The 22,680-nt window shown below is 63.0% G+C and carries 23 protein-coding genes and 1 pseudogene; 8 read left to right on the top strand and 16 right to left on the bottom strand.

The features are described from left to right. Nucleotide 1: 1 nt before the first annotated feature. Nucleotides 2-853, top strand: a complete 852-nt coding sequence (locus tag GV002_RS23855; protein WP_160020719.1) for a DUF3034 family protein — start codon at nt 2-4, stop codon at nt 851-853. A gap of 2 nt (nt 854-855) precedes the next feature. Next, nucleotides 856-1,275 (top strand): group I truncated hemoglobin, encoded by a 420-nt coding sequence (locus GV002_RS23850; RefSeq protein ID WP_160020718.1) that lies wholly within the window; start codon nt 856-858, stop codon nt 1,273-1,275. A 9-nt stretch (nt 1,276-1,284) separates the two neighbouring features. Here the strand turns inward: GV002_RS23850 and lpcA are convergent, their stop codons facing one another. From lpcA to minC, 12 genes are all read right to left on the bottom strand, one after another. Then, nucleotides 1,285-1,872 carry a D-sedoheptulose 7-phosphate isomerase gene (lpcA, locus tag GV002_RS23845; protein WP_160020717.1) on the bottom strand — a complete coding sequence of 196 codons (588 nt, stop codon included), beginning with the start codon at nt 1,870-1,872 and terminating at the stop codon, nt 1,285-1,287. A 14-nt stretch (nt 1,873-1,886) separates the two neighbouring features. After that, complete coding sequence (locus GV002_RS23840; protein WP_160020716.1) at nt 1,887-3,176, bottom strand: M18 family aminopeptidase; 1,290 nt, start codon at nt 3,174-3,176, stop codon at nt 1,887-1,889. A gap of 186 nt (nt 3,177-3,362) precedes the next feature. After that, nucleotides 3,363-4,775 (bottom strand): outer membrane protein transport protein, encoded by a 1,413-nt coding sequence (locus GV002_RS23835; protein ID WP_160020715.1) that lies wholly within the window; start codon nt 4,773-4,775, stop codon nt 3,363-3,365. Between the two features lie 177 nt (nt 4,776-4,952). Then, nucleotides 4,953-5,474, bottom strand: a complete 522-nt coding sequence (gene praB, locus GV002_RS23830) for an alkane oxidation protein activator PraB (RefSeq protein ID WP_160020714.1) — start codon at nt 5,472-5,474, stop codon at nt 4,953-4,955. 580 nt (nt 5,475-6,054) lie between these two features. Continuing rightward, on the bottom strand, nt 6,055-7,320 hold the full coding sequence (locus GV002_RS23825) for an efflux RND transporter periplasmic adaptor subunit (RefSeq protein WP_160020713.1): 1,266 nt from the start codon (nt 7,318-7,320) through the stop codon (nt 6,055-6,057). Next, nucleotides 7,310-8,797, bottom strand: a complete 1,488-nt coding sequence (locus GV002_RS23820) for a TolC family protein (RefSeq protein WP_178094802.1) — start codon at nt 8,795-8,797, stop codon at nt 7,310-7,312. The genes GV002_RS23825 and GV002_RS23820 overlap by 11 nt, the downstream gene beginning before the upstream one ends. Continuing rightward, nucleotides 8,790-9,992 carry an ABC transporter permease gene (locus tag GV002_RS23815; RefSeq protein WP_160020787.1) on the bottom strand — a complete coding sequence of 401 codons (1,203 nt, stop codon included), beginning with the start codon at nt 9,990-9,992 and terminating at the stop codon, nt 8,790-8,792. The genes GV002_RS23820 and GV002_RS23815 overlap by 8 nt, the downstream gene beginning before the upstream one ends. An 8-nt stretch (nt 9,993-10,000) precedes the next feature. Next, the gene (locus GV002_RS23810) at nt 10,001-10,705 is read right to left on the bottom strand and encodes an ABC transporter ATP-binding protein (protein WP_256667181.1); all 705 of its coding nucleotides are present in this window, start codon (nt 10,703-10,705) and stop codon (nt 10,001-10,003) included. 293 nt (nt 10,706-10,998) lie between these two features. Further along, nucleotides 10,999-11,634, bottom strand: coding sequence for an RluA family pseudouridine synthase (locus GV002_RS23805; RefSeq protein WP_061241862.1), 636 nt, complete (start codon nt 11,632-11,634; stop codon nt 10,999-11,001). 142 nt (nt 11,635-11,776) lie between these two features. Then, entirely contained in the window at nt 11,777-12,031 is a 255-nt protein-coding gene (gene minE / locus GV002_RS23800) for a cell division topological specificity factor MinE (RefSeq protein WP_003241592.1), read from the bottom strand. Next, the gene (gene minD / locus GV002_RS23795; RefSeq protein WP_160020711.1) at nt 12,028-12,843 is read right to left on the bottom strand and encodes a septum site-determining protein MinD; all 816 of its coding nucleotides are present in this window, start codon (nt 12,841-12,843) and stop codon (nt 12,028-12,030) included. Before minD ends, minE begins: the two co-directional genes overlap by 4 nt. Nucleotides 12,844-12,943: 100 nt before the next feature. Next, nucleotides 12,944-13,672 (bottom strand): septum site-determining protein MinC, encoded by a 729-nt coding sequence (gene minC, locus GV002_RS23790; protein WP_160020710.1) that lies wholly within the window; start codon nt 13,670-13,672, stop codon nt 12,944-12,946. Between the two features lie 217 nt (nt 13,673-13,889). Between minC and GV002_RS23785 the strand changes: the two genes are divergently transcribed. Together GV002_RS23785 and GV002_RS23780 are read left to right on the top strand one after the other, a co-directional pair. After that, a complete protein-coding gene (locus GV002_RS23785) occupies nt 13,890-14,822 on the top strand; it encodes a lipid A biosynthesis lauroyl acyltransferase (protein WP_160020709.1) in 933 nt (310 codons plus the stop codon). 35 nt (nt 14,823-14,857) lie between these two features. After that, nucleotides 14,858-16,039, top strand: a complete 1,182-nt coding sequence (locus GV002_RS23780; RefSeq protein WP_160020708.1) for a patatin-like phospholipase family protein — start codon at nt 14,858-14,860, stop codon at nt 16,037-16,039. Nucleotides 16,040-16,143: 104 nt separating this feature from the next. On the opposite strand, the gene GV002_RS23775 is transcribed toward GV002_RS23780, so the two are convergent. From GV002_RS23775 to GV002_RS23760, 4 genes and pseudogenes are all read right to left on the bottom strand, one after another. Continuing rightward, nucleotides 16,144-16,998, bottom strand: a complete 855-nt coding sequence (locus GV002_RS23775) for a pirin family protein (protein WP_160020707.1) — start codon at nt 16,996-16,998, stop codon at nt 16,144-16,146. Nucleotides 16,999-17,107: 109 nt separating this feature from the next. Further along, nucleotides 17,108-17,809 (bottom strand): annotated as a pseudogene (locus GV002_RS23770) (VacJ family lipoprotein); the annotation flags it as partial. A 61-nt stretch (nt 17,810-17,870) separates the two neighbouring features. Continuing rightward, complete coding sequence (locus GV002_RS23765) at nt 17,871-19,169, bottom strand: serine/threonine protein kinase (RefSeq protein ID WP_160020705.1); 1,299 nt, start codon at nt 19,167-19,169, stop codon at nt 17,871-17,873. A 159-nt stretch (nt 19,170-19,328) separates the two neighbouring features. After that, on the bottom strand, nt 19,329-19,553 hold the full coding sequence (locus GV002_RS23760) for a DUF2061 domain-containing protein (RefSeq protein WP_021488318.1): 225 nt from the start codon (nt 19,551-19,553) through the stop codon (nt 19,329-19,331). 192 nt (nt 19,554-19,745) lie between these two features. Here GV002_RS23760 and GV002_RS23755 point away from each other — a divergent pair, with 192 nt between their 5' ends. The 4 genes from GV002_RS23755 (at nt 19,746) to GV002_RS23740 (ending at nt 22,629) form a co-directional block, all read left to right on the top strand. Further along, entirely contained in the window at nt 19,746-20,075 is a 330-nt protein-coding gene (locus GV002_RS23755; protein WP_160020704.1) for a DHCW motif cupin fold protein, read from the top strand. Nucleotides 20,076-20,081: 6 nt separating this feature from the next. Continuing rightward, nucleotides 20,082-20,450: a DUF2784 domain-containing protein gene (locus GV002_RS23750; RefSeq protein WP_160020703.1), complete on the top strand. Its 369-nt coding sequence runs from the start codon at nt 20,082-20,084 to the stop codon at nt 20,448-20,450. A 105-nt stretch (nt 20,451-20,555) separates the two neighbouring features. Then, entirely contained in the window at nt 20,556-21,368 is an 813-nt protein-coding gene (locus tag GV002_RS23745) for an SDR family oxidoreductase (protein ID WP_160020702.1), read from the top strand. A gap of 100 nt (nt 21,369-21,468) precedes the next feature. Beyond that, on the top strand, nt 21,469-22,629 hold the full coding sequence (locus GV002_RS23740; protein WP_160020701.1) for a CynX/NimT family MFS transporter: 1,161 nt from the start codon (nt 21,469-21,471) through the stop codon (nt 22,627-22,629). Nucleotides 22,630-22,680 lie beyond the last annotated feature (51 nt).

The following is a 22,680-nucleotide window of genomic DNA, read 5'->3' as shown; positions in this document are numbered from 1 at the left end:
CATGCGACTCACTTATCTGTTGGGCCTGTGCCTGTGCGGCGAGTTGGCAGTTGCCGGCGAAGGCCGTTTGTTGGCCACTGGCGGCGCCACTAGCCTGGAGGGTGCCGCTGGCGGCGGGATCATGCCCTGGGCGGTGCTGGCCGGCTACGGCGAGCGCGGCGAGTGGGGCGCGGACGTGTTCGCCACCCGCGTCGAGACCGGCGACTACCGCCTCGACGTGGCGGGCGTAGCGGCGGCCTACGGTAACCGCATCGAGCTGTCCTACGCGCGCCAGCGCTTCGACCTCGGCACGTTGGCGCGCGACCTGCGCCTGCCGGACAACAGCCTCAGTCAGGACGTGCTCGGCCTCAAGCTGCGCCTGGCCGGCGACCTGATCTACGAGCGCCTGCCGCAGATTTCCCTCGGCCTGCAGCACAAGCGTCAGCGCGACTTCCGAGTGCCCAGCCTGGTCGGCGCGCAACGCCGCGAGGACAGCGAAGGCTACCTGGCGGCCAGTCGGCTGATCCTCGGCGGCGCGTTCGGCTACAACCTGCTGCTCAACGCCAACCTGCGCTACAGCCGTGCCAACGAACTGGGCCTGCTGGGCTTCGGCGGCGACCGCCGCGACCGCCATTCCTGGCTCAAGGAAGGCTCAGTTGCTGTGCTGTTGGATCGTCACTGGGCGGTGGGCATCGAGTACCGGGAAAAGCCCGACAACCTGAGTTTTGCCGGCGAGAGCGACTGGGCCGATCTGTTCGTCGGCTATTTCCCGAACAAGAACCTGGCCCTGGTGCTGGCTTACGCGCGGCTCGGCGAGATCGCCACGCTGGACAACCAGGACGGCGTCTACCTGTCCGTGCAGGGGAGTTTCTGAGCATGCGCCTGGCCATGCTTTGCTTGCCGCTGCTGCTGGCGGCCTGCGCCCAGCAGGCGCCGCGCGACGACGGCCTGTACCGCGCCCTGGGCGAGGAGCCCGGTATCGTGCGGATCGTCGAAGGCATGCTGCTGGGCAGCGCGCGCGATCCGCGCATCGCCCGGCACTTTCTCGACATCGACATCGAGCGTCTGCGTGAGAAGCTGATCGAACAGCTGTGCTTCGAGAGCGGCGGCCCCTGCGTCTACACCGGCGACAGCATGGAGGAGAGTCACAAGGGCCTGCGCCTGACCCCCAGCGACTTCAACGCCCTGGTCGAGCACCTGCAGGACGCCATGGAGGCCGAGGGTGTGTCGACGCCGGCGCAGAACCGCCTGCTGGCGCGCCTGGCGCCGATGCGCGGGCAGGTGATCGACCGCTAGTGCCTGGGCTCAGGCGTAGTTCTGCGGACTGAGCTGGCGCTCGATCAGTTCGATGAGGATGTGCAGGGTCTTGATGTGCAGCTCCTGCACGCGGTCGGCGAAGTCGCCGCCAGGGGCGCAGATGCACACGTCGGCCAGGCTTTCCAGCAGCGAGCCGGGTTTACCGGTCAGGGCGATCACCTTCACACCCAGCGTCTTGGCGGCTTCGGCGGCCTTGACCACGTTGGGGCTCTTGCCGCTGGTGCTGATGGCGATGAGCACGTCACCTTCGCGGCCATGGGACTCGATATAGCGCGAGAAGATGAAGTCGTAGCCGAAGTCGTTGGCCACGCAGCTGATGTGGCTTGGGTCGCTGATCGACACGGCGGCGATGCCCGGACGGTTCTTGCGGTAGCGCCCGGTCAGCTCCTCGGCAAAGTGCATGGCGTCGCACATCGAGCCGCCATTGCCGCAGGAAAAGGCCTTGCCCTTGTGCTCGAAGCTCTCGACCAGCAACTCGGCGGCCTTCTGGATATTGCTCAGGGTCTGTTCGTTGGCGAGGAAGGCCTCCAGCGCGCGCTGGGCTTCCTGCAGGCTGTTGCGGATATGTTCGATCATCGCGTCTCAGAACCTCAAGGGAGTTCAGGGCTGGAATAGAAGGCCGTCAGCACTTTCACCAGGTGCTCCAGGTCGTGGCTGCCGGCCAGTTCGCGAATCGAGTGCATGGCGAAGGTGGGCAGACCGATGTCGACCGTGCGCACGCCGAGCTGGCTGGCAGTGATCGGACCGATGGTGGAGCCGCAGGCCATGTCGCTGCGCACCACGAAGCTTTGCACCGGCACTTCGTTTTCCAGGCACAGGTGGCGGAAGAAGCCGGCGGTTTCGCTGTTGGTGGCGTAGCGCTGGTTGCTGTTGATCTTGATCACCGGGCCAGCGTTGAGTTTGGGCCCGTGGTTGCCGTCGTGCTTGTCGGCGTAGTTCGGGTGTACGCCGTGAGCGTTGTCGGCCGATACCAGCAGCGAGCGTTGGATGGTGCGGACGAAGGCGTCGCCGTCTGGCAGCACGCGGCGCAGCACCTGCTCGAGGAAGGGGCCGTCGGCGCCACAAGCCGAGCAGGAGCCGACTTCTTCGTGGTCGGTGCAGACCAGTACACAGGTTTCCTCGTCGTCCGCATCGATCAGCGCCTGCAGGCCGGCGTAGCAGGACAGCAGGTTGTCCAGGCGCGCGCTGGCGATGAAGTCCTGATTGAGGCCGACGATGGCGGCGCTCTGAGTGTCGTAGAAGCTCAGTTCGTAATCGAGTACCGCGTCCGGGTTGAAGTCGTGCTCCATGGCCAACTGTTCGGCGAGCAGGGCGCGGAAGTCGGCGGTTTCGCTGCTGGCGAGCTGGGCGAGGATCGGCGGTAACTCGTTCTGCGGGTTGATCGCCCAGCCCTGGTTGGCCTCACGGTTGAGATGGATGGCCAGGCTGGGGATCACGGCGATGGGCTGGTAGAAATCGATCAGCTGGCTCTCGACCTTGCCGTCGCGGCGGTAGGTCACGCGGCCGGCCAGCGACAGGTCACGGTCGAACCAGGGGGCGAGCAGGGCGCCGCCGTAGACTTCCACGCCGAGCTGGAAGAAGCCCTGACGCTGCAGCTCGGGGTTTGGCTTGACACGCAGGCACGGGCTGTCGGTATGCGCACCGACCAGGCGAATGCCGCCATCTACGGCCGGACGCTTGCCCAGCTTGAAGGCGATGATCGAGGAGTCGTTGCGGGTCACGTAATAGCGGCCACCGGCTTCGGTGTGCCAGGGCGCGCGTTCGTCGAGGTGCCGATAACCGGCAGCTTCCAGGCGCATCGCCAGGCTGGTGGTGGCATGGAAAGGGGTCGGCGAGGCGTTGAGAAAATCGAGCAGGCCTTGGATCAGTTCTTCGCGCATGTATCACTCCGGACAGCGATGGCGCAGTGTAACCGTTTTGCCTGTTCTTGGCAGAACGGCGCGTGCATGGCCCGGATAGAGAACGGCAATATTGCGTGCGGCACGGCAGCATCGGGTGATGGCTGCCCGGAACAAAAAAGCGGACACCGACAGAGCCTCGACCTGCCGGTATCCGTGCGCTGCAAATCAGAATTTGTAGGTGGCCGAGAGGCTGAACACGTCACCCTTGGCTTTCACCTCACCATCCATGCGGGCGCCGCCCAGGCGGTCCTGGTTGACGGTGCGCAGGCGCGCCTTGTCGACGAACTGGTGGGAGTAGGCGGCGTCGATGCTCAGGTTCGGCTCGGACGCGAAGCGGTAGCTGCCGCCGAAAGAGACGAAGGTGCGGTCGCCATCGGGAATCCGCGCGTCACGGGTGGAGTTGCGCGTGGGCGTCTGATCCAGCGCGACACCGGCACGCAGGGTGAGCTCGTTGGTAACGCGATAATCGCCGCCGATCGAGTACATCCAGGTGTCCTTGTAGTCGTAGGGAATGACCACCAGGGTATTACCGTTGGATTCGAGCTTGAGCTCCTTGAACGATGACCATTGTGTCCAGGTAACGCTGGCTCCCAACGAGAAGCGGTCGTTGAACTCATGGACCCAATCCAGCGTGGCGCTGGCAGGTACATCCAGGCGGGACTTGGCGTCGGCTCCGTCCGGGTTCAGATTCAGGCCGGGGAAGGCCAGTTCGATGGCGGTGGCATCGCCGAATACCGGAGGAAACAGCGGGTTGGTCAGCAGATCATAGGAATATTGATCCGCATGGATGTTGTAGTCTCCTTCGAGCTTGTTGCGAATGCGGGCGTGATAGTTGATGCCCAGGGTGTCGCGCGAGGTAGGTTTCCACGCGACACCGGCAAACCAGCCGAAGGAGGTGTTGTCCACCTTCACCCGGATGAGTGCGTCGCTGATACCTGGCGGCAGGCCCAGCGGCAGTTGGGAGGATGGGGTGCCGGCAGCGGCCAGCAGGTCGAGGTTCTGGCTGATAAAGCCCTTGGTGTGCTGGACGATGACGCCACCGCCGACGGCGAAGGCATCGTTGACCTTGAAGGACAGGGAGCCAGTCAGGCCGACGGTCTCGATCTTGGTATCGACCGCGAAGTCCTGACCTTTCCAGTCTCCATCCCAGGTGGTTTGCGCGCCCATGGGCACCACCTGGCTCAGGCCGAAGCTCAGTCGATCGTTGATCGGCATGACCAGAAAGCTGGTGGGCAGCGCCTTGCCGAAACCACCCTGACCGCCATCGTTGGTGATGGGACCGTTATCGATGATGTTGCCGGTGGGGTTACCGGCCGGGTCAAATTCCAGGTCGCGATCCGAGCGCGGGTTGCCCTGATTGTCATAGACGTTGCCTTTGTACTTCAAACTGATCCGTGCATGGTGCACGGACACCTGAGCGACGTTATGGTCGATGAACGCCATGGCGGCAGGGTTGTTGAAGGCGGCGCTGGGGTCGTTCTTCCACATCGACCCGCCAGCGAATGCTCGGCCCCAGCCTGGCGTGCCGTAGGTTGGAACACCGAATGCGCCCGCCTGAACCTGGGAGGCGGCCAACATGGAACCTGCCAGGGCGGCAATCCAGAGAGTTCGGTGTGTGTTGGCAGAGAGAATATTATTTTTATTGCGCATGGCTGATCTCTTTTGTCTGAGAACTTCATTACTTCCAATAACCCGCGCCGTTATTGATCGATTCAATGCGGACGCGGGTTATTACTACGTGCCGGCCTGCACCTGTCAGTTGACCGAAATGGCCGGCGCCTGAACGTTCAGAGAACGGATATTGCAGTTGCCCGCCAATGCCTGTGCGGAGGTGACGCGCAAGGTGTGGTTGGAGTTGGTCCATTGCACGTTGATGGTGGTCGGGCCTGCGCAGTTGGAGGCCGGGATCAGGGGCGGAGCACCGGCGATGGTGAAGCCAACGCCGGATACGGTACCGAGCCAGGTCTCGCCACCGTCTGTGGTGGTGCTCGGAGTCAATGTCCACGGCAGGCCGGTGATGCTCGGCAGGGCGCACAGGCCACTGCCACTGACGGTCACGGTATTGATATTGGCGCTTGCCCCGCCGGCATTGATGGTGCCGTTGAAGACCACGTTGCAGTTCACCGTTGCGCCAAAGGACGAGGGTCCCGAAACACCGATGGTGCCGGTTGCGGTGAACGGGGAGCCGCCAGTGATGGTGGCCGCCGAGGCCATGCCGGAAATACCCAGGCCGATTGCCAGAGCACCGATGACACTAACCAGTTTGTTGTTTTTCATTGTTTCCTCACTAACAGATTGTTGTTGTATGTATGGCTGTTACGAGACGCACAACAAAACACTGACCTCTCTCTTCCAGCCCGAACTTCCCGAACAGTCCCGAATGCTTTTTCAGGCAGGCGCTCGGGATACAGCTAACTGAATGCAGGTGTCGCCATGTGCATGCAGTTGGCTGTTTTGCAGGCGAAGCAAACGTTCGCCGAATCGCGGTGAAACGTCCTTATTTCTTGCCGGGTGCAATGGCTGAAGAAATAGAGTGGGAGACTGCAGCATGCCGAGGCGTGACGTGATTTCGCCCAGGCAGGAAACAGGAGCGGATGAAGAGTTGCCTAGCGAGCAGTTCCATCTGGTTCAAGCTCCCCGTCATGTTGGTGGCAGGACCGTTCGAGTTGAGCGATATGCAGACCGTGCGGTGCAGTCGGCGGGCTCGTTGTCTGCCTCTAAGGTAATCTTCCGGGGCGAAAGAAAACCCCAGCCAAGGATGGGTTGGGCTGCTGACCGATCGATCAACTGTGAGTAACCGGGAAGAAGGTACACACCGCCTGTCGCCGATCCATACCAATGGATGGGGGCGGTGTGATCAGTTTGCGACTCGTACGTAACCGGGCTCGAGCCCGAAGACTTCCAGCCCATCAGGCATCGAGCGTCCGGCCTCGACTTCGACCACGCTGATGGGATGCTGGGGTGCGCTGCGGTAGTCCAGCAGCCACTTGTCCCCGGCTCGACGCATTGCGGCGGCGGGCACAACCAGCGCTTCGGGGTTTTGATAGGTGAGGATGCTCAGCTTGGCGCTCATGCCCAGCCTGACCTGGCGCATCTGCACTTCATCCAGTTCCGGGATGCTCACCACGACTTCGAACTGGGAGCTACCGCCGGGGACGCTACCGCCAAGGGCCTGGCCGCCCACCGCCATGACCTTGCCTTGCAGGTGCTGGTCATCGAAACCGTCGCCGGTAACGTCGACCGGCTGGCCTTCTTTCAGCTGGTTGACGTCCAGTTCGGCGACTCGGGCAATGACGCGCAGTCCCTCGATGCTGGCGAGGCCGAACAGGGGCTGGCCCTGGCTGACTCGGCTACCTGTCTGCAGCGGGCCTTTGGCTGCCTCCTCGGCGCTTATGCCGGGGGCCTGCACGACGATGCCGGAGAACGGCGCAAGGATCTCTCCTGAGGCTATCTGTCGGCTCAGGGCCGCGTGCTTGACCTCGGCATTGGCCAGCTCCATCTCGGCGATCTGCCGGTACTCGCCGCGGCCGCGTTCGAGCACGGCTTGCAGCTCCGCTTCTGCGGCCTGCAGGTCCATGCGCTGCAGCTGTGTCTGTCGCTCCAGCTCTTCCAGTTCGTTGCGGGCAACGATGCCTCGTTCATGCAGCGAGCGCGTGTCCTTGAGTTTCTGTTCGTTGCCGTCCAGGCCCATCTGTACGCTGCGCAAGGCGCGCCGCGCCCGGCTTACATCCTGTCCCGCCTCCCAGTCCTGCAGTTCGCGCACCGTGCGACGGGCCTTGAGCAGCGTGGAAAGGGCATCACGCACCTGCACCTCCAGCTCGCTGGCATCCATGCTGAGCAAACGCTCGCCCTTGACGACCCGTTGCCCGGGGGCGACGCGGTTGTCGGCGATGTTGCCGCCAAACGGAGCATTGATGCTGACGGTGCGCTCTGGCTCGATGCGGCCGACCAGACCGATACGGTGCTCCAGATTGCTCGGCTGCACGGCCAGCCACTGCCCGGAGGGTGGTTCGACAGTGGCGCGTGGCTGCATCTGGAACGACAGCGCTGCGATGCCCGCCAGCAGTGCGAGTCCGGTGATCATCAGGCGCGGTAGGCGCCAGTGTTTGCGCTCAGTGGTCATTGAGAATGATGTCCCAGCTTTCCAGTGTCATGCCCAGGGTCAGGTCCAGCTGCGTCTGCGCGTTGAGGTAGGCGATCACGGTGCTGAGACGAGCGTTCTCGGCGTTCTGCAGATCGCTTTCGAAGCTCAGCACCTGGAAGTTACTGGAGCGCCCGGCCGCCAGCTTGTCCCGTTCGATCGCCAGCTTGCGCCTGGACAGTTCCACGCCACGCTGGGCGATTTCGTACTGGCGCCAGCGGGTGCTCACATCCCGTATGACATCCTTGACGTTGCGAATCAGTGCCTGCCTGGCATCGGCCAACTGCAGTTGCTGATCTTCGACGTTGACTCGGGCATGTACTTCTCCCTGGCGTCTGCTCAGATCGCCGATGGGGATGTCGAGCCGTATGCCGGCATAGCTGTCCCAGCTGCGATCTGCGCCATTGCCATAGGTCGAGCCGTAGCGATCTCTGGCCTGATTGGCGCCGACTTCGAGCGACAGATCCCAGAGGCTCTGGTTCTTGGCGACCAGCAGGTTGATGTCCGCTTGCTGGCGCATGATCAACTGGCGCAGAAAGTCCGGCTGCTGTCGCTCGGCCAGACTGATGGCCTGGCTGGGGTCGATCTCGATCGCTTCAGCGTGCAGGGCGTCGGTTGCTCGCACTGGCGAAGAGAGATCCAGCGCGAGCAGGCGCAGCAGCTCCAGGCGGCTGCTGTCGACCAGATTGGCCGCTTCCTCGACGCCCAGCTCCTGGCTGGCCAGGCTGGCTTCGGTCTGCACCACCTCGAACTCCGCCATCCGCCCGGCTTCGATCATCGCCTGGTTGACGCTCAGCAGCTCCTGCGAGCGCTGCAGGGCAGCCCTGGCGATACCCAGTTGCTCCTGGGCTCGCAGCAGCTCGCGGTAAGCGAAGATGATCGCCGCGACGGTCTGCGAGATGCCGGCCTTGAGGCCGAGCCTGTTGGCCTCTTCGGTCAGTTGCGCGAGTCGCAGTGGCGCGGTGGTGACGTCGCGTCCAGCGCCACGTAGCAGCGGCTGGATGATGCTGAAGTCGACGCCGTCGTTGCGGCGCCAACCCGCCTGGTCGGCTTGCGAGTGGAACTTGCTCCAGCCTAGGCTGACTACGGTGCCATATTCTCCCAGTACGGTCGCTGTGGCGCCGAACTGACCCGCACGCTGACGATCGGCATGCCCCCGCGACGCTCGGTAGCTGTTGGAGAGGTACAGTTTGGGATTGAACGCATCTTCCGATACCCGCAGGTCGAACTTGTCGGCAATGCGCCAGAGATAGGCGCTCTTGATCGAGCGGTTGTTGCGCAGCCCAAGAAACACCGCGTCGACCAGCGACAGGTCGGCCATCTGTTCACTGAGCAGTTCAGCGGGCGCGGGGTTGGGCATGCTGGGTGCCGAAGGGCGCAAGGGTTCTTCCCGCCATGCCTGTGCTGGTGCGCTGAGGGTGACGATGAGGAGCGCGCCGAGCGCCAGTCGCCTATTCATCGCGCAGCGCCTCTACCGGTTGCAGGCGCGACGCGGCGATGGCCGGATGCAGACCGAAGAACAGGCCGACCAGTACCGTACTGCCGATGCCCAGGGGCAGCGCGCCGGGGGCCAGAAAGAATGCCCAGCCAGACAACTGCGCATAGCCCCAGCCGCCCGCCATACCGAGGACAGCGCCCAGCAGCGCGCCAACGCTGGTCAAGGCCACGGCCTCGACCAGGAACAGGTTGCGGATATCTCTGCGGCGTGCGCCCAGGGCCAGGCGCACGCCGATTTCCCGGCGGCGCTCGCTGACGTTCATCAGCATCACGTTCATCACCCCCACACCGCCACCGATCAGCGAGACGACGCCGAGCGCTGCCAGCAGGTAGGTGAAGGTTCGGGTCTGCTGTTGCATGCCCTCGAGGATCTGCTGCGCGAAGATCAGGGTAACCGGAGCATCCCCAGCGATGCGCTGGGCGAGAGTCTGGCGCAGTTGCTCGCCGGCCTGGATGACTTCTTCGGCGCTGTTGGCGCGGGCCACGACGTGGCTGATCTGTGGTACGGGATTGATGCGCGTCATGCCCTCCATGGGGATGAACAGCGTTTCGTTGGCATTGAACGGCAGGAGCATGCCGGGTGCCCCTTCCTGGAGAATGCCGACGACCCTAAATTGATAGGACTGCAGGCGTAGCTGGTCACCCGGTTGCAGCGGATCATCCGGCAGGCTCAGGGCCTGTGCCAGCGAGGCGCCGATGACCGCATAGGCTTCCTTGCGGTCGAACTCCGACAGCGAGCGACCGCTGGCGATATTCAGGCGTGCGGCCTCGAACAGTGCCGGGTCGGCGCCGATGATGTTGGCGTTGCCGACCCGCCCGTTGAAGATCGCCGCTGCGCCATAGGTCATCACCGGAGACAGGCTGGCGACGGCCGGGGTTTGCCGACCCAACGTCTCCACGCTCAGACGCAGGGGCAGGCCGTCGAGCCCGGTGGGTTGTGGTGGCAGCTGCAGCACCAGGGTATCGCTGCCCAGGTTGCGGAAGATGGCAATCGACTGCGCTGCGGCATTGCCGCCGATGTTGAGCAGGGCCACCACCGAGCAACTGCCCATGACGATGCCCAGCAGGGCCAGCAAGGAGCGCCGACCGAGCATGCGCAGGCTGTTCAGCGCCTCGAGCAGTATCTGTGCGGCGCTCGGTCCGCTGCTGAGCGGCATGCTCAGGCTCATGCTGCGCCGGCCTCGCGCAGCAGCCCCTGATGCACCTCGACCCGGCGCGCCAGGCGGTTGGCGATCAGAGGGTCATGGGTGACCACGATCAGCGTGACGCCTTGCTCGCGGTTGAGCTCGATCAGCAGTGCCATGATCTCCTGGGCCGTGCTGGCATCGAGGTTGCCGGTCGGTTCGTCGGCGAGAATCAGTGCAGGCTTGCCGACCAGCGCGCGGGCGATGGCTACGCGCTGGCGCTGCCCACCGGACAGGCTGGCAGGACGATGCTCACTGCGTTCGCCCAGGCCGACCCTGACCAGCATGGCGTGCGCCTGCTCGCGCGCCTGGCGGGGCGCGATGCCGCGATAGGTCAGGGGCAAGGCGACGTTGTCCAGCGCGCTGAGGCGGGGAAGCAGGTTGAAGCTCTGGAAGACGAAACCGATCAACTGGTTACGCAAGGCGGCCAACTGGTCAGGGCTGGCCTGGGCGACGTCGATGCCATTGAGGTGGTAGTTGCCGGTATCGGGCAGGTCGAGCAGGCCGAGCACGTTGAGTAGGGTGCTCTTGCCCGAGCCGGAGCTGCCGAGGATGGCGCAGCTTTCCCCATGCGCGATCCGCAGGCAGACGTCGCCGAGGATATGCAGCGTCTTGTCGGCAAGCCGGTAGTGCTTGCCAATGTGCTGCAACTGGATGAGCTGTTCTTCGTTATTGTTTTCGAGCATCCCGATGCCACTGCCTGCGTCCATGTCGATGAACCACTGAGCATCGCCTTGTCAGGCATTTCCCGGAGCCGAAGCCTCCGGGAAATCAAAGGGCAGTCGTCCCTCTGAAAGCGGCCACAACAGGGCCATGCCCGATAGCAGGATTGGCAGCGCTGGCTTGTCTGTAAAGCCAACTTTTTTCTGGTTCGCTCAGGCAGTGTTACCGATGCTCACACTGCCTGTGCAGAGCGGGTGAGCACGCCGAAACAGGGGTTCAATGAGAGCATTGGGCCGCCCTCGGCGCAGGTGACGGATCAGAACGGCGCGGGGCACTCGAAGCGCATGCGTTCGCCCGTTTGCGGGTGGGTAAGGGCGAGCATGCTGGCGTGCAGACACAGGCGCTCATGGGCGGCCAGGGCCTGTTCATGGGCGTAGAGGCGGTCGCCCAGCAGCGGGTGACCGATGGACAGCATGTGCACGCGCAACTGGTGCGAGCGGCCGGTGATGGGCGTGAGTTCGACCCGGCACCAGTCGCCGCAACGCTCGACGATGCGCCAGTGGGTCAGTGCATGCTTGCCCAGTTCATGATCGACGACATGGCGTGGCTTGGTTGGCGGGTCGTAGCGCAACGGCAGATCGATGCTGCCACTGTCGGCCTGCGGCTGGCCCCAGCAGAGGGCGGTGTAGGCCTTCTCGGTTTCACGGTCGTGAAACTGGCGTGACAGCTCGCGGTGGCTGTCGGCGTCACGGGCCAGGACGATGATGCCGGAGGTTTCCCAGTCCAGCCGATGCACGATGCGCGCTTCCGGGTAGCCGTTTTCCTGCAGGCGGGTGACCAGGCAATCCTTGTTGTCATCGGCGCGGCCGGGCACCGACAGCAGCAGGGTGGGTTTGTTGATCACCAGCAGGGCGGCGTCCTGGTGGAGAATTTCGATCTGGCTTAGCGGCATGGTGTATGGGCTGGTGTAGGAGCGGATTTATCCGCGATGCTGTTGGCCTGTAGAAGCTTCGCGGATGAATTCGCTCCTACAGGTGTGTGTTGCTACAAACGAACACGGCGGCCGAAGCCGCCGTGAGCACAACCGGTCTCGATTAACGGTCCGGCAGGGTAATGTTCAACTCCAGGATCGAGCAACTGCCCTGGTTTTCCAGTGCGACCTGGACCTGATCCGATTCGATGTTGACGTACTTGCGGATCACTTCCACCAGCTCCTGCTGCAGGGCAGGCAGGTAGTCCGGCTGGCTGCGCTGACCACGTTCGTGGGCAACGATGATCTGCAGGCGCTCTTTGGCGATGGATGCGGTGGTTTCCTTCTTGCGCGAACGCAAGAAGTCAAAAATATTCATTCTCGACCTCCAAACAGGCGCTGCAGGAAGCCCTGCTTCTTCACATCCAGGAAACGGTGCGCGACTTCCTTGCCAAGCAGGCGATCGACTGCGTCGCTGTAGGCCTGGCCGGCATCGCTCTGGTCATCGAGGATGACCGGGATACCCTGGTTGGATGCCTTGAGCACGGCCTGGGATTCGGGGATCACGCCTAGCAGGCGGATGGCGAGGATTTCCTCGACGTCTTCGACGCCGAGCATCTCGCCCTTGGTGACGCGCTCGGGGTTGTAACGGGTGAGCAGCAGGTGTTCCTTGATCGGCTCTTCGCCTTTCTCGGCGCGGCGCGATTTGCTCGCCAGCAGGCCGAGCATACGGTCGGAGTCACGTACCGAGGACACTTCCGGGTTGGTCACGACGATGGCTTCGTCGGCGAAATACATCGCCAGGTGGGCGCCTTTCTCGATACCGGCCGGCGAGTCGCAGACCACGTATTCGAAATTCTGCGACAGCTCGGTGATGACTTTCTCGACACCTTCGAGGGTCAGCGCGTCCTTGTCACGGGTCTGGCTGGCGGCCAGCACGTACAGGTTCTCGAGGCGCTTGTCCTTGATCAGGGCCTGGGTCAGGGTGGCTTCGCCATTGACGACGTTGACGAAGTCATACACCACGCGGCGTTCGCAGCCCATGATCAGGTCGAGGTTACGCAAGCCGACGTCGAAGTCGACGATGACGGTCTTGTGGCCGCGCAAGGCGAGACCGGTGCCGATGGCAGCGCTGGTGGTGGTTTTACCGACGCCACCTTTGCCGGAAGTGACTACGAGGATCTTGGCCAAGGTGATTCACCCCAAAAAATGAAGATAACGCGGGAATCTGAGGCCAATCGAGGCTTCCAGATGCCCTTTTTGTGTCCGTAAAAAGTGGCCGCAGTATCCGTTAAAGGCGGGTGATGTTCAACACGTCACCCGACAGGCTGACGTGCACTGCATCGCCCCACAGCGGGTCGCGGCGCAGGTCTTCGGCAACCTTGTAATGGCCGGCGATCGACAACATTTCGGCGCCCATTTGCTGACAGAAAATCCGTGCCTTGGTGTTGCCCTTGATGCCCGCCAGGGCGCGGCCACGCATGGGCGCGTAAACATGGATGTTGCCATCGGCGAGAAGTTCCGCCCCGGCGCTGACCGGCGCCAGTACGATCAGATCGCCACCCTGGGCATAGATCTGCTGGCCGCCGCGTACCGGGCTGGTGATGATGCGGCTGGGTTTGTGCTCGGGTTCGGCCGGTTTCTCTTCGGCTTTCCTTGGTGCCGGATCGAGGGGGCGCTCACGTGCACCGGAAGGCGGCAGCACCGGCAGATCCATGGCTTCGGCAGCGGCGACGTCGCTCTCCCGCGAGGCACGGATGGCCAGGGTGCGCAGGCCATGGCGGCGGCAGACGGCCATCAGCTCGGCCAGATCCAGCTCACCTTCGCCTTCCGGAAGTTTGTCCAGGGCCAGCACCAGCGGCGTGTTGCTGAAGAAGGCCGGGGCCTGGGCGACTTTTTCCGTCAATTGCGCGTCGAGGCGTTCGAGATCGTTGTGCGCCAGTTCCATCACGGTGATGGCGAGCATGCTGCCCTTGAGCTGGAATACGGGGTCTTGGGCGAGGAGGTCGGCTTGGCTCATGGTGGTGCGATGGGCCTTCTGGCGAGTCGAAAGATGCCCGGACTTATAGCGACATAGGCCGCATGCCGCAAGCTGCGCACGTCAGCTAGGCAGGGACGGGATGAACGCCTGGCTGTCGATTCGCCGTCGCGATCTGCTCTGCTGGCAGTGCTGTCAGCGAGCTGGCTGGGAAAACTGCGTTAGAATGTGCGGCTTTGTAAGTGATCGGAAACATCTCATGGATCGCCCCCGCTTTCGCGCCTGTTTTCTTCATCCGCGCTTCTGGCCGCTGTGGCTGGGCTTTGGGTTGCTGTGGCTGGTGGTGCAGCTGCCGTATGGCGCACAGCTGAAACTGGGGCGGGTGCTGGGTTGGCTGATGTACCACACAGCAAGCTCGCGCCGGCAGATCGCCGCGCGCAATCTGGAACTTTGCTTCCCCGGCAAGAGCGCTGCCGAGCGCGAGCGCCTGCTCAAGGACAACTTCGCCTCCACGGGTATCGCCTTCTTCGAGATGGCCATGAGCTGGTGGTGGCCCAAGGCGCGCCTGGCGCGGCTGGCGCACGTGGAAGGTCTCGAACATCTGCAGCAGGCGCAAGCCGAGGGGCAGGGTGTGATCCTGATGGCGGTGCACTTCACCACCCTGGAGATCGGCGCGGCGCTGCTCGGTCAACTGCACACCATCGACGGCATGTACCGCGAGCACGACAACCCATTGTTCGACTTCATCCAGCGTCGTGGCCGTGAGCGCCACAACCTCGATGCCAGCGCCATCGAGCGCGAGGACATTCGCGCCATGCTCAAGGTGCTGCGTGCCGGCCGCGCCATCTGGTACGCGCCGGATCAGGACTACGGCCGCAAGCAGAGCATCTTCGTGCCGCTGTTCGGCATTCAGGCGGCGACGGTGACTGCCACCAGCAAGTTCGCACGCCTGGGCAAGGCACGCGTGGTGCCTTTCACCCAGCAGCGCCTGGCTGACGGTAGTGGTTATCGTCTGGTAATCCATCCGCCGCTCGAAGGCTTCCCCGGTGAAAGCGAAGAGGCCGATTGCCTGCGCATCAACCAGTGGATCGAGCAGGTGGTCAGTGCCTGCCCCGAGCAATACCTGTGGGCGCACCGGCGTTTCAAGACGCGCCCCGAGGGCGAAGCGAAGCTGTACGGTACGCAAAAGTAGCGCACCTATACTCAACAGAAAATCAGGATTGGCCGATGACAGCAGCTGCCCACCCCCATGAGCCCGTCACCGGGCTGATTCTCTCCGGCGGTGGAGCGCGGGCGGCCTATCAGGTCGGGGTGTTGGCAGCCATCGCTGATCTACTGCCGGACGCTTCGCACAATCCCTTTCCGGTGATAGTCGGCACCTCGGCTGGGGCGATCAATGCCGTTGGCCTGGCCTGTGGCGCGCTGCAGTTCGGCGAGGCGGTGCGGCGCCTGACCTCGGTCTGGCAGGGCTTTCATACCCATATGGTGTACCGCAGCGACTGGCCTGGCGTGCTGCGTCAGGCGGCGCGTTTCGTTGGCCATAGCTTGCTCGGCCTGGGCCGCGATGTTCCGGTGGCTTTGCTCGACAGTTCGCCGTTGCGCGAGTTGCTGGAGCGCGAACTCGACTTCTCCGGCATCGCCGCAGCCGTGCGCCATCGCCAGCTGCGAGCGGTAGCAGTGACGGCCTTCGGCTACGAAAGTGGTCAGGCGGTGACCTTCTATCAGGGCCGCTCCGCTATCGATCCCTGGTTCCGTCATCGTCGCGTCGGTGTACCGACACGTCTGCAGCTCGACCATTTGCTGGCCAGCGCATCGATCCCGCTGATTTTTCCGCCAGTGAAGATCAACCGCGAATATTTCGGTGACGGTGCGGTGCGTCAGGCGGCGCCGATCAGCCCGGCGCTGCATCTGGGCGCCAGCCGCGTGCTGGTGATCGGTGTCAGCGGCAATGCCCAGCTCGAACCCAATGCCGAGCTGCCGCGTGTGGTGAGCACCCGACCGCCGAGTCTGGCGCAGATCGGCGGACACATGCTCAACAGCACCTTCATCGACAACCTGGAAACCGATATCGAGCTGCTCGAACGGCTCAACCAGATGAGTGCACTGGTGCCGCCGGAGCGGCGTCCCCGTGGGTTGGGTTTGAACCCGGTGGACGTGCTGGTGATTGCCCCGAGCCAGCCGCTGGATCAGATCGCCGCTCGTCATCAGCGTGAGTTGCCCAAGGCGCTACGCCTGTTTCTGCGCGGCCCAGGGGCAACCAAGGCCGGCGGTGCAGGCGTACTCAGCTATCTGCTGTTCGAGCCCGGTTACTGCAGTGAACTGATCGAGTTGGGCTATCAGGATGCGATGACGCGCAAGGCCGAACTCTGCCGTTTTCTCGGGCTGGTCGAATTGGTGCAGCCTGCCTGAGCCGTATCGTTCGATAGTTGCCAGGGTGCGCTGCGCGCACCGGGTGGCTTCCCTGCTGGCAGGCGGTGCGCGCGGCGCATCCTACGGCTGTCGGTTCTTGTGTTTCAGGCCAGTACGCCATCACGAAAATCGCGCATGGCTTGCTCGATTTCCTCGCGGCTGTTCATCACGAACGGTCCGTACTGCACGATGGGTTCGTTCAGTGGTGTGCCGGCGATCAGCAATACCCGCGCACCATGGGTGCTGGCCAGGTGCAGCTCGCCTTCGTCGGATAGCCGCACCAGGCGCCCGGCGCTGACCGGTTGTGCACTGGCCTCGGGCAGCTCGAGCAGGCCTTGGTAAACGTACAGCATGACCCGCTGACCATCGGCCAGGCGCGGTGAAACCTGGCTGCCGGCCGGCAGGTGCAGGTCGAACAGCTGAGGCTGGGTGTGTGGACGCTGCACGGCGCCGGCCTGACGAATCTCGCCGTCATCGAATTCACCCGCGATCACCACCACCTCGGCGCCGGACGCCGTGTTGATGCGCGGGATGTCGGTGGCTGGAATGTCGCGATAGCCCGCTTCACCCAGCTTGTCCTTGGCCGGCAGGTTGAGCCACAGCTGGAAGCCACGCATGGCGCCGGACTCCTGCTCGGGCATCTCGCTGTGGATGATGCCGCGCGCAGCCGTCATCCATTGCACGCCGCCGCTGCCGAGCAGGCCGACGTTGCCCAAGTGATCTTCGTGGCGCATGCGCCCTTCGAGCATGTAGGTGATGGTTTCGAAGCCGCGATGCGGATGCGGCGGGAAGCCGGCGATGTAGTCGTCGGGATTGTCGGTGGAAAACTCGTCGAGCATCAGAAACGGGTCGAAACGCTCCAGGCCAGGCCCGCCGATCACGCGGTTGAGGCGCACACCGGCGCCGTCTGAGGCGGGTTGGCCAGGCTGGATACTGATGACGCGGCGTTGCGAGGTCATGGCGGGCTCCTTGAAGGGTAGGAATGACGCCATGCTAGTCGCATTGAATCGATCTTTGGGTGGAAAATTCACCGCCAATGCATCGATAAGTTCGATGCATTGGCGAGGGTCAGTCGGCAATCTTCAGCTTGCGCGACTCGTGATAGAAGTAGCGGATCTTCTCGTACTCGAACGGCGAGTTGAGTTGGCCATAGCGGAAGCCGGTATTGGCGCGGGTGTCGACGATGCGCAGTGCGGTGATGCCGGGATTGCTGCGACTGGCGTCGGCCACATCGAGGTAATTGACCGCATTCTCCAGGCCGTAGTCCGCCACCAGCCCACCGGTGTCGCGCAGGTTCGACGGCCCGAGCAGCGGCAGCATCAGGTAAGGCCCTGCGGGTAAACCGTAGTAGCCCAGGGTCTGGCCGAAATCTTCGCTCGATCGTGGCAGGCCCATTTTCGTCGCCGGGTCCCAGATACCGCCGACACCCAGGATGGTATTGAACAGCAACCGCGCGGTGCTGTTCATCGCGCGTTGGCCCTTGAGCTGCAGCACGCTGTTGGCCAAGGTGGGAATTTCGCCGAGGTTGTTGAAGAAATTGTGTACGCCGGTTTGCACCAGGTCCGGCGTGACGTAGCGATAGCCGTCAACCACGGGCAGGAACACCCACTGATCGAAGCGGTAGTTGAAGTGGTAGACGCGGCGGTTCCACGACTCCAGCGGGTCATAGACCTGCAGGGCGTCGCTGGAGGCGCGCTCGAATTCCTGTTGATCCAGCCCCGGATTGAACTGCAGATTCTGCAGCGGGTTGGTGAAACCGTCGGCGTCGACCTGGCCCTCGGCCAGTGTCTGCCCGCTGGCCAGCAGCAGGGCGATGATAAACGTGCTGTGTTTAACCACGGAAGAACTCCAGCATGGCGTCGGCGTTGACGCGATAGTTGAGGTTGCCGCAGTGCCCGCCGCGCGGGTAAAGGGTCAGTCGGTCGCCAAAGGTGCGGCGCAGGAAGCCGATGTCGCCCTGGCCGAGGATCAGGTCGTCGGCATTGTGCATCACCGAGACCTTGTCGCTGCCTCTGAGATAGTCCTCCAGCGCATACAGGCTGCTCTTGTCGATCAACTGGTTGAGGCTGCCGCCATCGTATCGAGCACGCCACATGGGCATCAGTTGCTCGGCGATATAGCAATCGAAGTCGCAGCGCAGAGCCATCTGGAAGAACGGCGTGAGGCTGGTGCTCTCGGTGATGCGGTAGTCGCGCGGGGTAATCAGGCCACGACGGTTGAGCAGGTCCGAGGTGAACACGATGTCGGCAGACGAGAAGCGGAACGAGGCGCCGATCAGCATGGCCATCTGTTCGTCCGAGAGCCGCTCTTTTGACTGCTGGAAGTCATAGAGCATGGCGTCGTTGATATCCAGATAGCCCTTGTCATTGAAGTAGCGGGTCAGCTTGCCCAGTACCAGGTCATAGAAGTTGGTGCTGTTGTCGATGCCCTGGACCTTGGTCTGCACCAGCTTGTCCAGGTTGGTGATGGAGGTGTAGAGGTTGACCGGCGGGTTGAGCAGCAGCACGCGTTTGAAATCGAAGGCGCGGCGGGTTTCATCGAGCTGGCTGACGAAGGCGGCATGCAGCGCGCCGAGGCTGTAACCGGTCAGCAGGAACTCGCTGACCTCCAGCTTCGGGTGCTGGGCTCGCACAGCCTGCATGGCGCGGTACAAATCGTCGGCATCGTCCGGGCTGTAGCCAGGCGTGGCGAAGCGCGAGGCGGCGGCCATGAAATCGTAGCTGGTTGGCGATGACAGCTGCACGACGTGGAAACCGGCGCCGTAGAACAGCTTCTTCAGGTATTCGGTGGTGCCGCTGGCGTAGTGTGCGCCAGTGCCGGCGATGATGAAGATCAGCGGCGCACGGACATTCTGCTGGGCCAGACGGTAGTGCAGTTTGGTCACCGGCCAGAAATTGTCCAGCAACTCGAACTCGCGATCCGGGCGCAGGCGTACCGAGTAGTCGCTTTGTCTGATGTCACCGTCGGCAGGGAGCTCCGGGCGTAGCTCTGGCGGCGTGGTGGCGATGGTCGCCTCGAACGGGTTGGCCAGTGGATAGCCGTAGCTTTGCGCATCCACATCGGCGGCCATCGCTGAGACACAGAAGGCCAGGCCACCGAGCAAGGCGGCGAGTCGGGCAATGCTGGGCATGTGCTAAGTCCCTGTGAATAAGAGAACGTCTGGATTGAACAGCTGGCTTATGACAGCAACAAACTGGGCAAAGTGCCAGACCATCCTGCCTTATCGCAGGGAAACTTGAGTAATTTGAGTAGGCGTTGCTCACGCCTGGCCGATTGCAGACTTTTTCAGTCAGGCGTGATGGTGCAGCCAGGCATGTTTGGGACGCTCTGCCGACGGCTGACGACGGCGCTCGAAACGTTGCCAGACCTTCTCGTGGAAGTAGAAGCCCACCGAGTTGCACAGCGGCTCGATAGCTGCCACCAGGCTACTGGCCGCCACGCTGCCGGTCAGTGCGTAGGTGACGGCGAAGGCGATGCAGAAGTGCATGATGGTAAAGGTCAGTGTCTTGAGCATGATGCACCTCGTTGAGAATCATTTCGTCATGAGGGAGAGGCTAGTCCTGTTCGTCAGTGCCGGGAAATGTGGCCTTTGTATAGTGTTAATAGTTGTGTTCAATCGATTGTTCTTTTTTGAGAGTTTCTTTCTACTTCTTTCGCCCCAGGGTGGCTGCGTTAAGGTGGCGCTCTATTTCGATGGAGTCGGGCGATGCAGATTAGTGATATTCCCTTTGGCGTGACGGACTGGGCTGCGATACCGACGACCGAACATCCGGGTGAGCGTGGTGTGGCACGCTGGCGCACGTGTCAGTTCGGTGCGCTGCGTGTGCGTATGGTCGAGTATTCGCCGGGCTATCTCGCCGACCACTGGTGTCAGAAAGGGCACGTGCTGTTGTGCCTGGAAGGTGAGTTGACCACCGAGCTCGAGGATGGCCGGGTATTCGTGCTCAAACCCGGTATGAGTTATCAGGTGGCCGATGGGGCCGAAGCCCATCGTTCATCGACAACGTCCGGCGCGCGCCTGTTCGTGGTGGACTGAGCCGCGATGTTTTGGCGCATGGCTGCTGACGTCCTGGTTCTGGTGCACCTGGGCTTCATCCTGTTCGTGCTGCTGGGCGGCTTGCTGCTGTTGCGTTGGCCGCGGTTGTTCTGGCTGCACCTGCCTGCAGTGGTCTGGGGCATCGTGGTGGAGTGCCTGCATCTGGGGTGCCCGCTGACGCCCTGGGAAAACCAGATGCGCCGAATGGCCGGGCAGGCGGGCTATGAGGGCGGTTTCATCGAGCACTACCTGATACCGCTGATCTATCCGGCTGGGCTCACGCCACAGATTCAGCTCTGGCTGGGCGCGATCGTGGTGCTGGTCAACCTGATCGTTTACGTCTGGCTGATATGGCGCTGGCGCAATAAGGCTTGATCCCGATTTGCCCTGCCTATTCATAAGTCTGATGAAGGCGCGGGAGCTTTATTGCCTTCGCTACACTGGCAGCCATTGCAATCAGACATTGAAGGCAGGGCTGCTATGCAAAACCGCATGATGATCACTGGCGCGGGCTCCGGCCTGGGACGCGAAATTGCCCTGCGTTGGGCGCGCGAGGGTTGGCGACTGGCGCTGGCCGACGTCAACGAGGCCGGCCTGACCGAAACCTTGAAATTGGTACGCGAGGCCGGTGGCGACGGCTTCACTCGTCGCTGCGACGTGCGTGACTACAGCCAGCTGACCGCTCTGGCGCAAGCCTGCGAAGAGCAGTTCGGTGGCATCGACATCATCGTCAATAACGCTGGTGTCGCTTCCGGCGGCTTCTTCAGCGAGTTGTCGCTGGAGGACTGGGACTGGCAGATCTCGATCAACCTGATGGGCGTGGTCAAAGGCTGCAAGGCATTTTTGCCGCTGCTGGAAAAGAGCAAGGGCAAGATCGTCAACATCGCCTCCATGGCCGCTCTGATGCAGGGGCCGGGCATGAGCAACTACAACGTTGCCAAGGCCGGCGTGGTGGCGCTGTCGGAAAGTCTGCTGGTAGAGCTGCGTCAACTGGAGGTTGGCGTGCATGTGGTCTGCCCGTCGTTCTTCCAGACCAATCTACTGGATTCCTTCCGTGGCCCGACCCCGGCGATGAAGGCGCAGGTTGGCAAGTTGCTGGAAAGCTCACCGATCAGCGCGTCTGATATCGCCAATTACATCCACGATGAGATGGCCAAGGGCAGTTTCATGATTCTGCCGCACGAAATGGGTCGTATGGCCTGGGCGCTGAAGCAGAAGAACCCGCAGGCGCTGTACGACGAGATGGCCAGCATGGCCGAGAAAATGCGTGGCAAGGCCAAACCCGTCAGCTGACCACAAGGTCAGCTATTTGCACCTGCAGGCTTGCCTGGCATGGCCTGCAGGGGTAGGGTGGCCGCCCCGGCCTGCCTGCCGTAATGACCTCGGATAACTCGTGAAACCTGTCCCTCGGGCCCTGTTGCTGGTGGCCCTGGTGCTGGCGGCGATCAATTTGCGCCCCGGCATCACTTCCCTCGCGCCGCTGATCGAGCGCATCGCTTCGGAGCTGTCGCTGAGCCGCAGTTTCATCAGCCTGACCACGGCCTTGCCGGTGCTGTGCATGGGCCTGCTCGCGCCCTTGGCGCCGCGCCTGGCGATGCGCTGGGGTCTTGAACGCACCATCGTGCTTTGCCTTGGGCTTATTGGCCTGGCGCTGCTGGCGCGTCTGGCTGCGCACCAGAGCGTGGTGCTGATCGGCAGTGCCATCGCTTTGGGAGCCGCCATCGCGGTTGCCGGGCCTTTGTTGTCGGGCTTCATCAAGCGTCACTTCGCCAGCCAGATGGGCCGTGTGGTGGGCTGGTACTCACTGGGCATGGCCATCGGCGGTGCTGGCGGTGCGGTGCTCACGGCTCCGGCTACGGCGCTGTTTGGCGATGCCTGGCACCTGGGGCTGGCGGTGTGGGCCGCGCCTGCGTTGTTCGGGGTGATGCTTTGGCTGTGGTTACCCAATCAGGCCAGCGCTGCTGACGAGCAGGAGGGCGGTGGTTTGCCCTGGCGGCAGCCACGCGCCTGGCTGATCAGCTGCTTCTTCGCCATTCAGGCGGGCTTGTTCTATGCCATCGCGACCTGGGCGGTAGCGCGCTATCACGAAGCCGGGCTGAGCATGCTGCGCAGCAACTCGCTGCTCAGTCTTGCCATGCTCATGGGGCTACCCAGCTCGTTTCTGCTGCCCTGGGTGGCGCAGCGCTACAATGCGCGCTATCCACTGCTGCTGGCGTGTGGGGCGGTCACCTGTGGTTGCCTGGCGATGGTCACCTTCATGCCGCGTCTGCTGCCTGAATTATGGGCGGTGATCCTGGGCTTCTCGCTGGGCGGTTCCTTCGCCTTGTCGCTGGTGCTGCCGCTGTACGAAGCCGGCTCACCACTGGCCGTCAGCCGCTGGACGGCGATGATGCTGTTCACCGGTTACAGCCTGGGCTGCCTGACGCCCATTCTCACCGGGCTGGCACGTGATCTGTCCGGCAGCTACCGCCTGCCGTTCGCGGTACTCACCGCACTGGCTCTGGTGATGACGCTGGTGGCCTGGCTGCTGGGGCGTAACCGCCGGCAGCGGTGAGAATTGGCAGCAGTTCCTTTCTTGCCCAGGCGTGCTGTGTTAGAAGGCGTT

This window comes from Pseudomonas sp. 8O, assembly GCF_902506495.1.
GTDB classification, from domain to species: domain Bacteria; phylum Pseudomonadota; class Gammaproteobacteria; order Pseudomonadales; family Pseudomonadaceae; genus Aquipseudomonas; species Aquipseudomonas chaetocerotis.
This window is presented reverse-complemented; position numbering and strand designations above follow the sequence as displayed.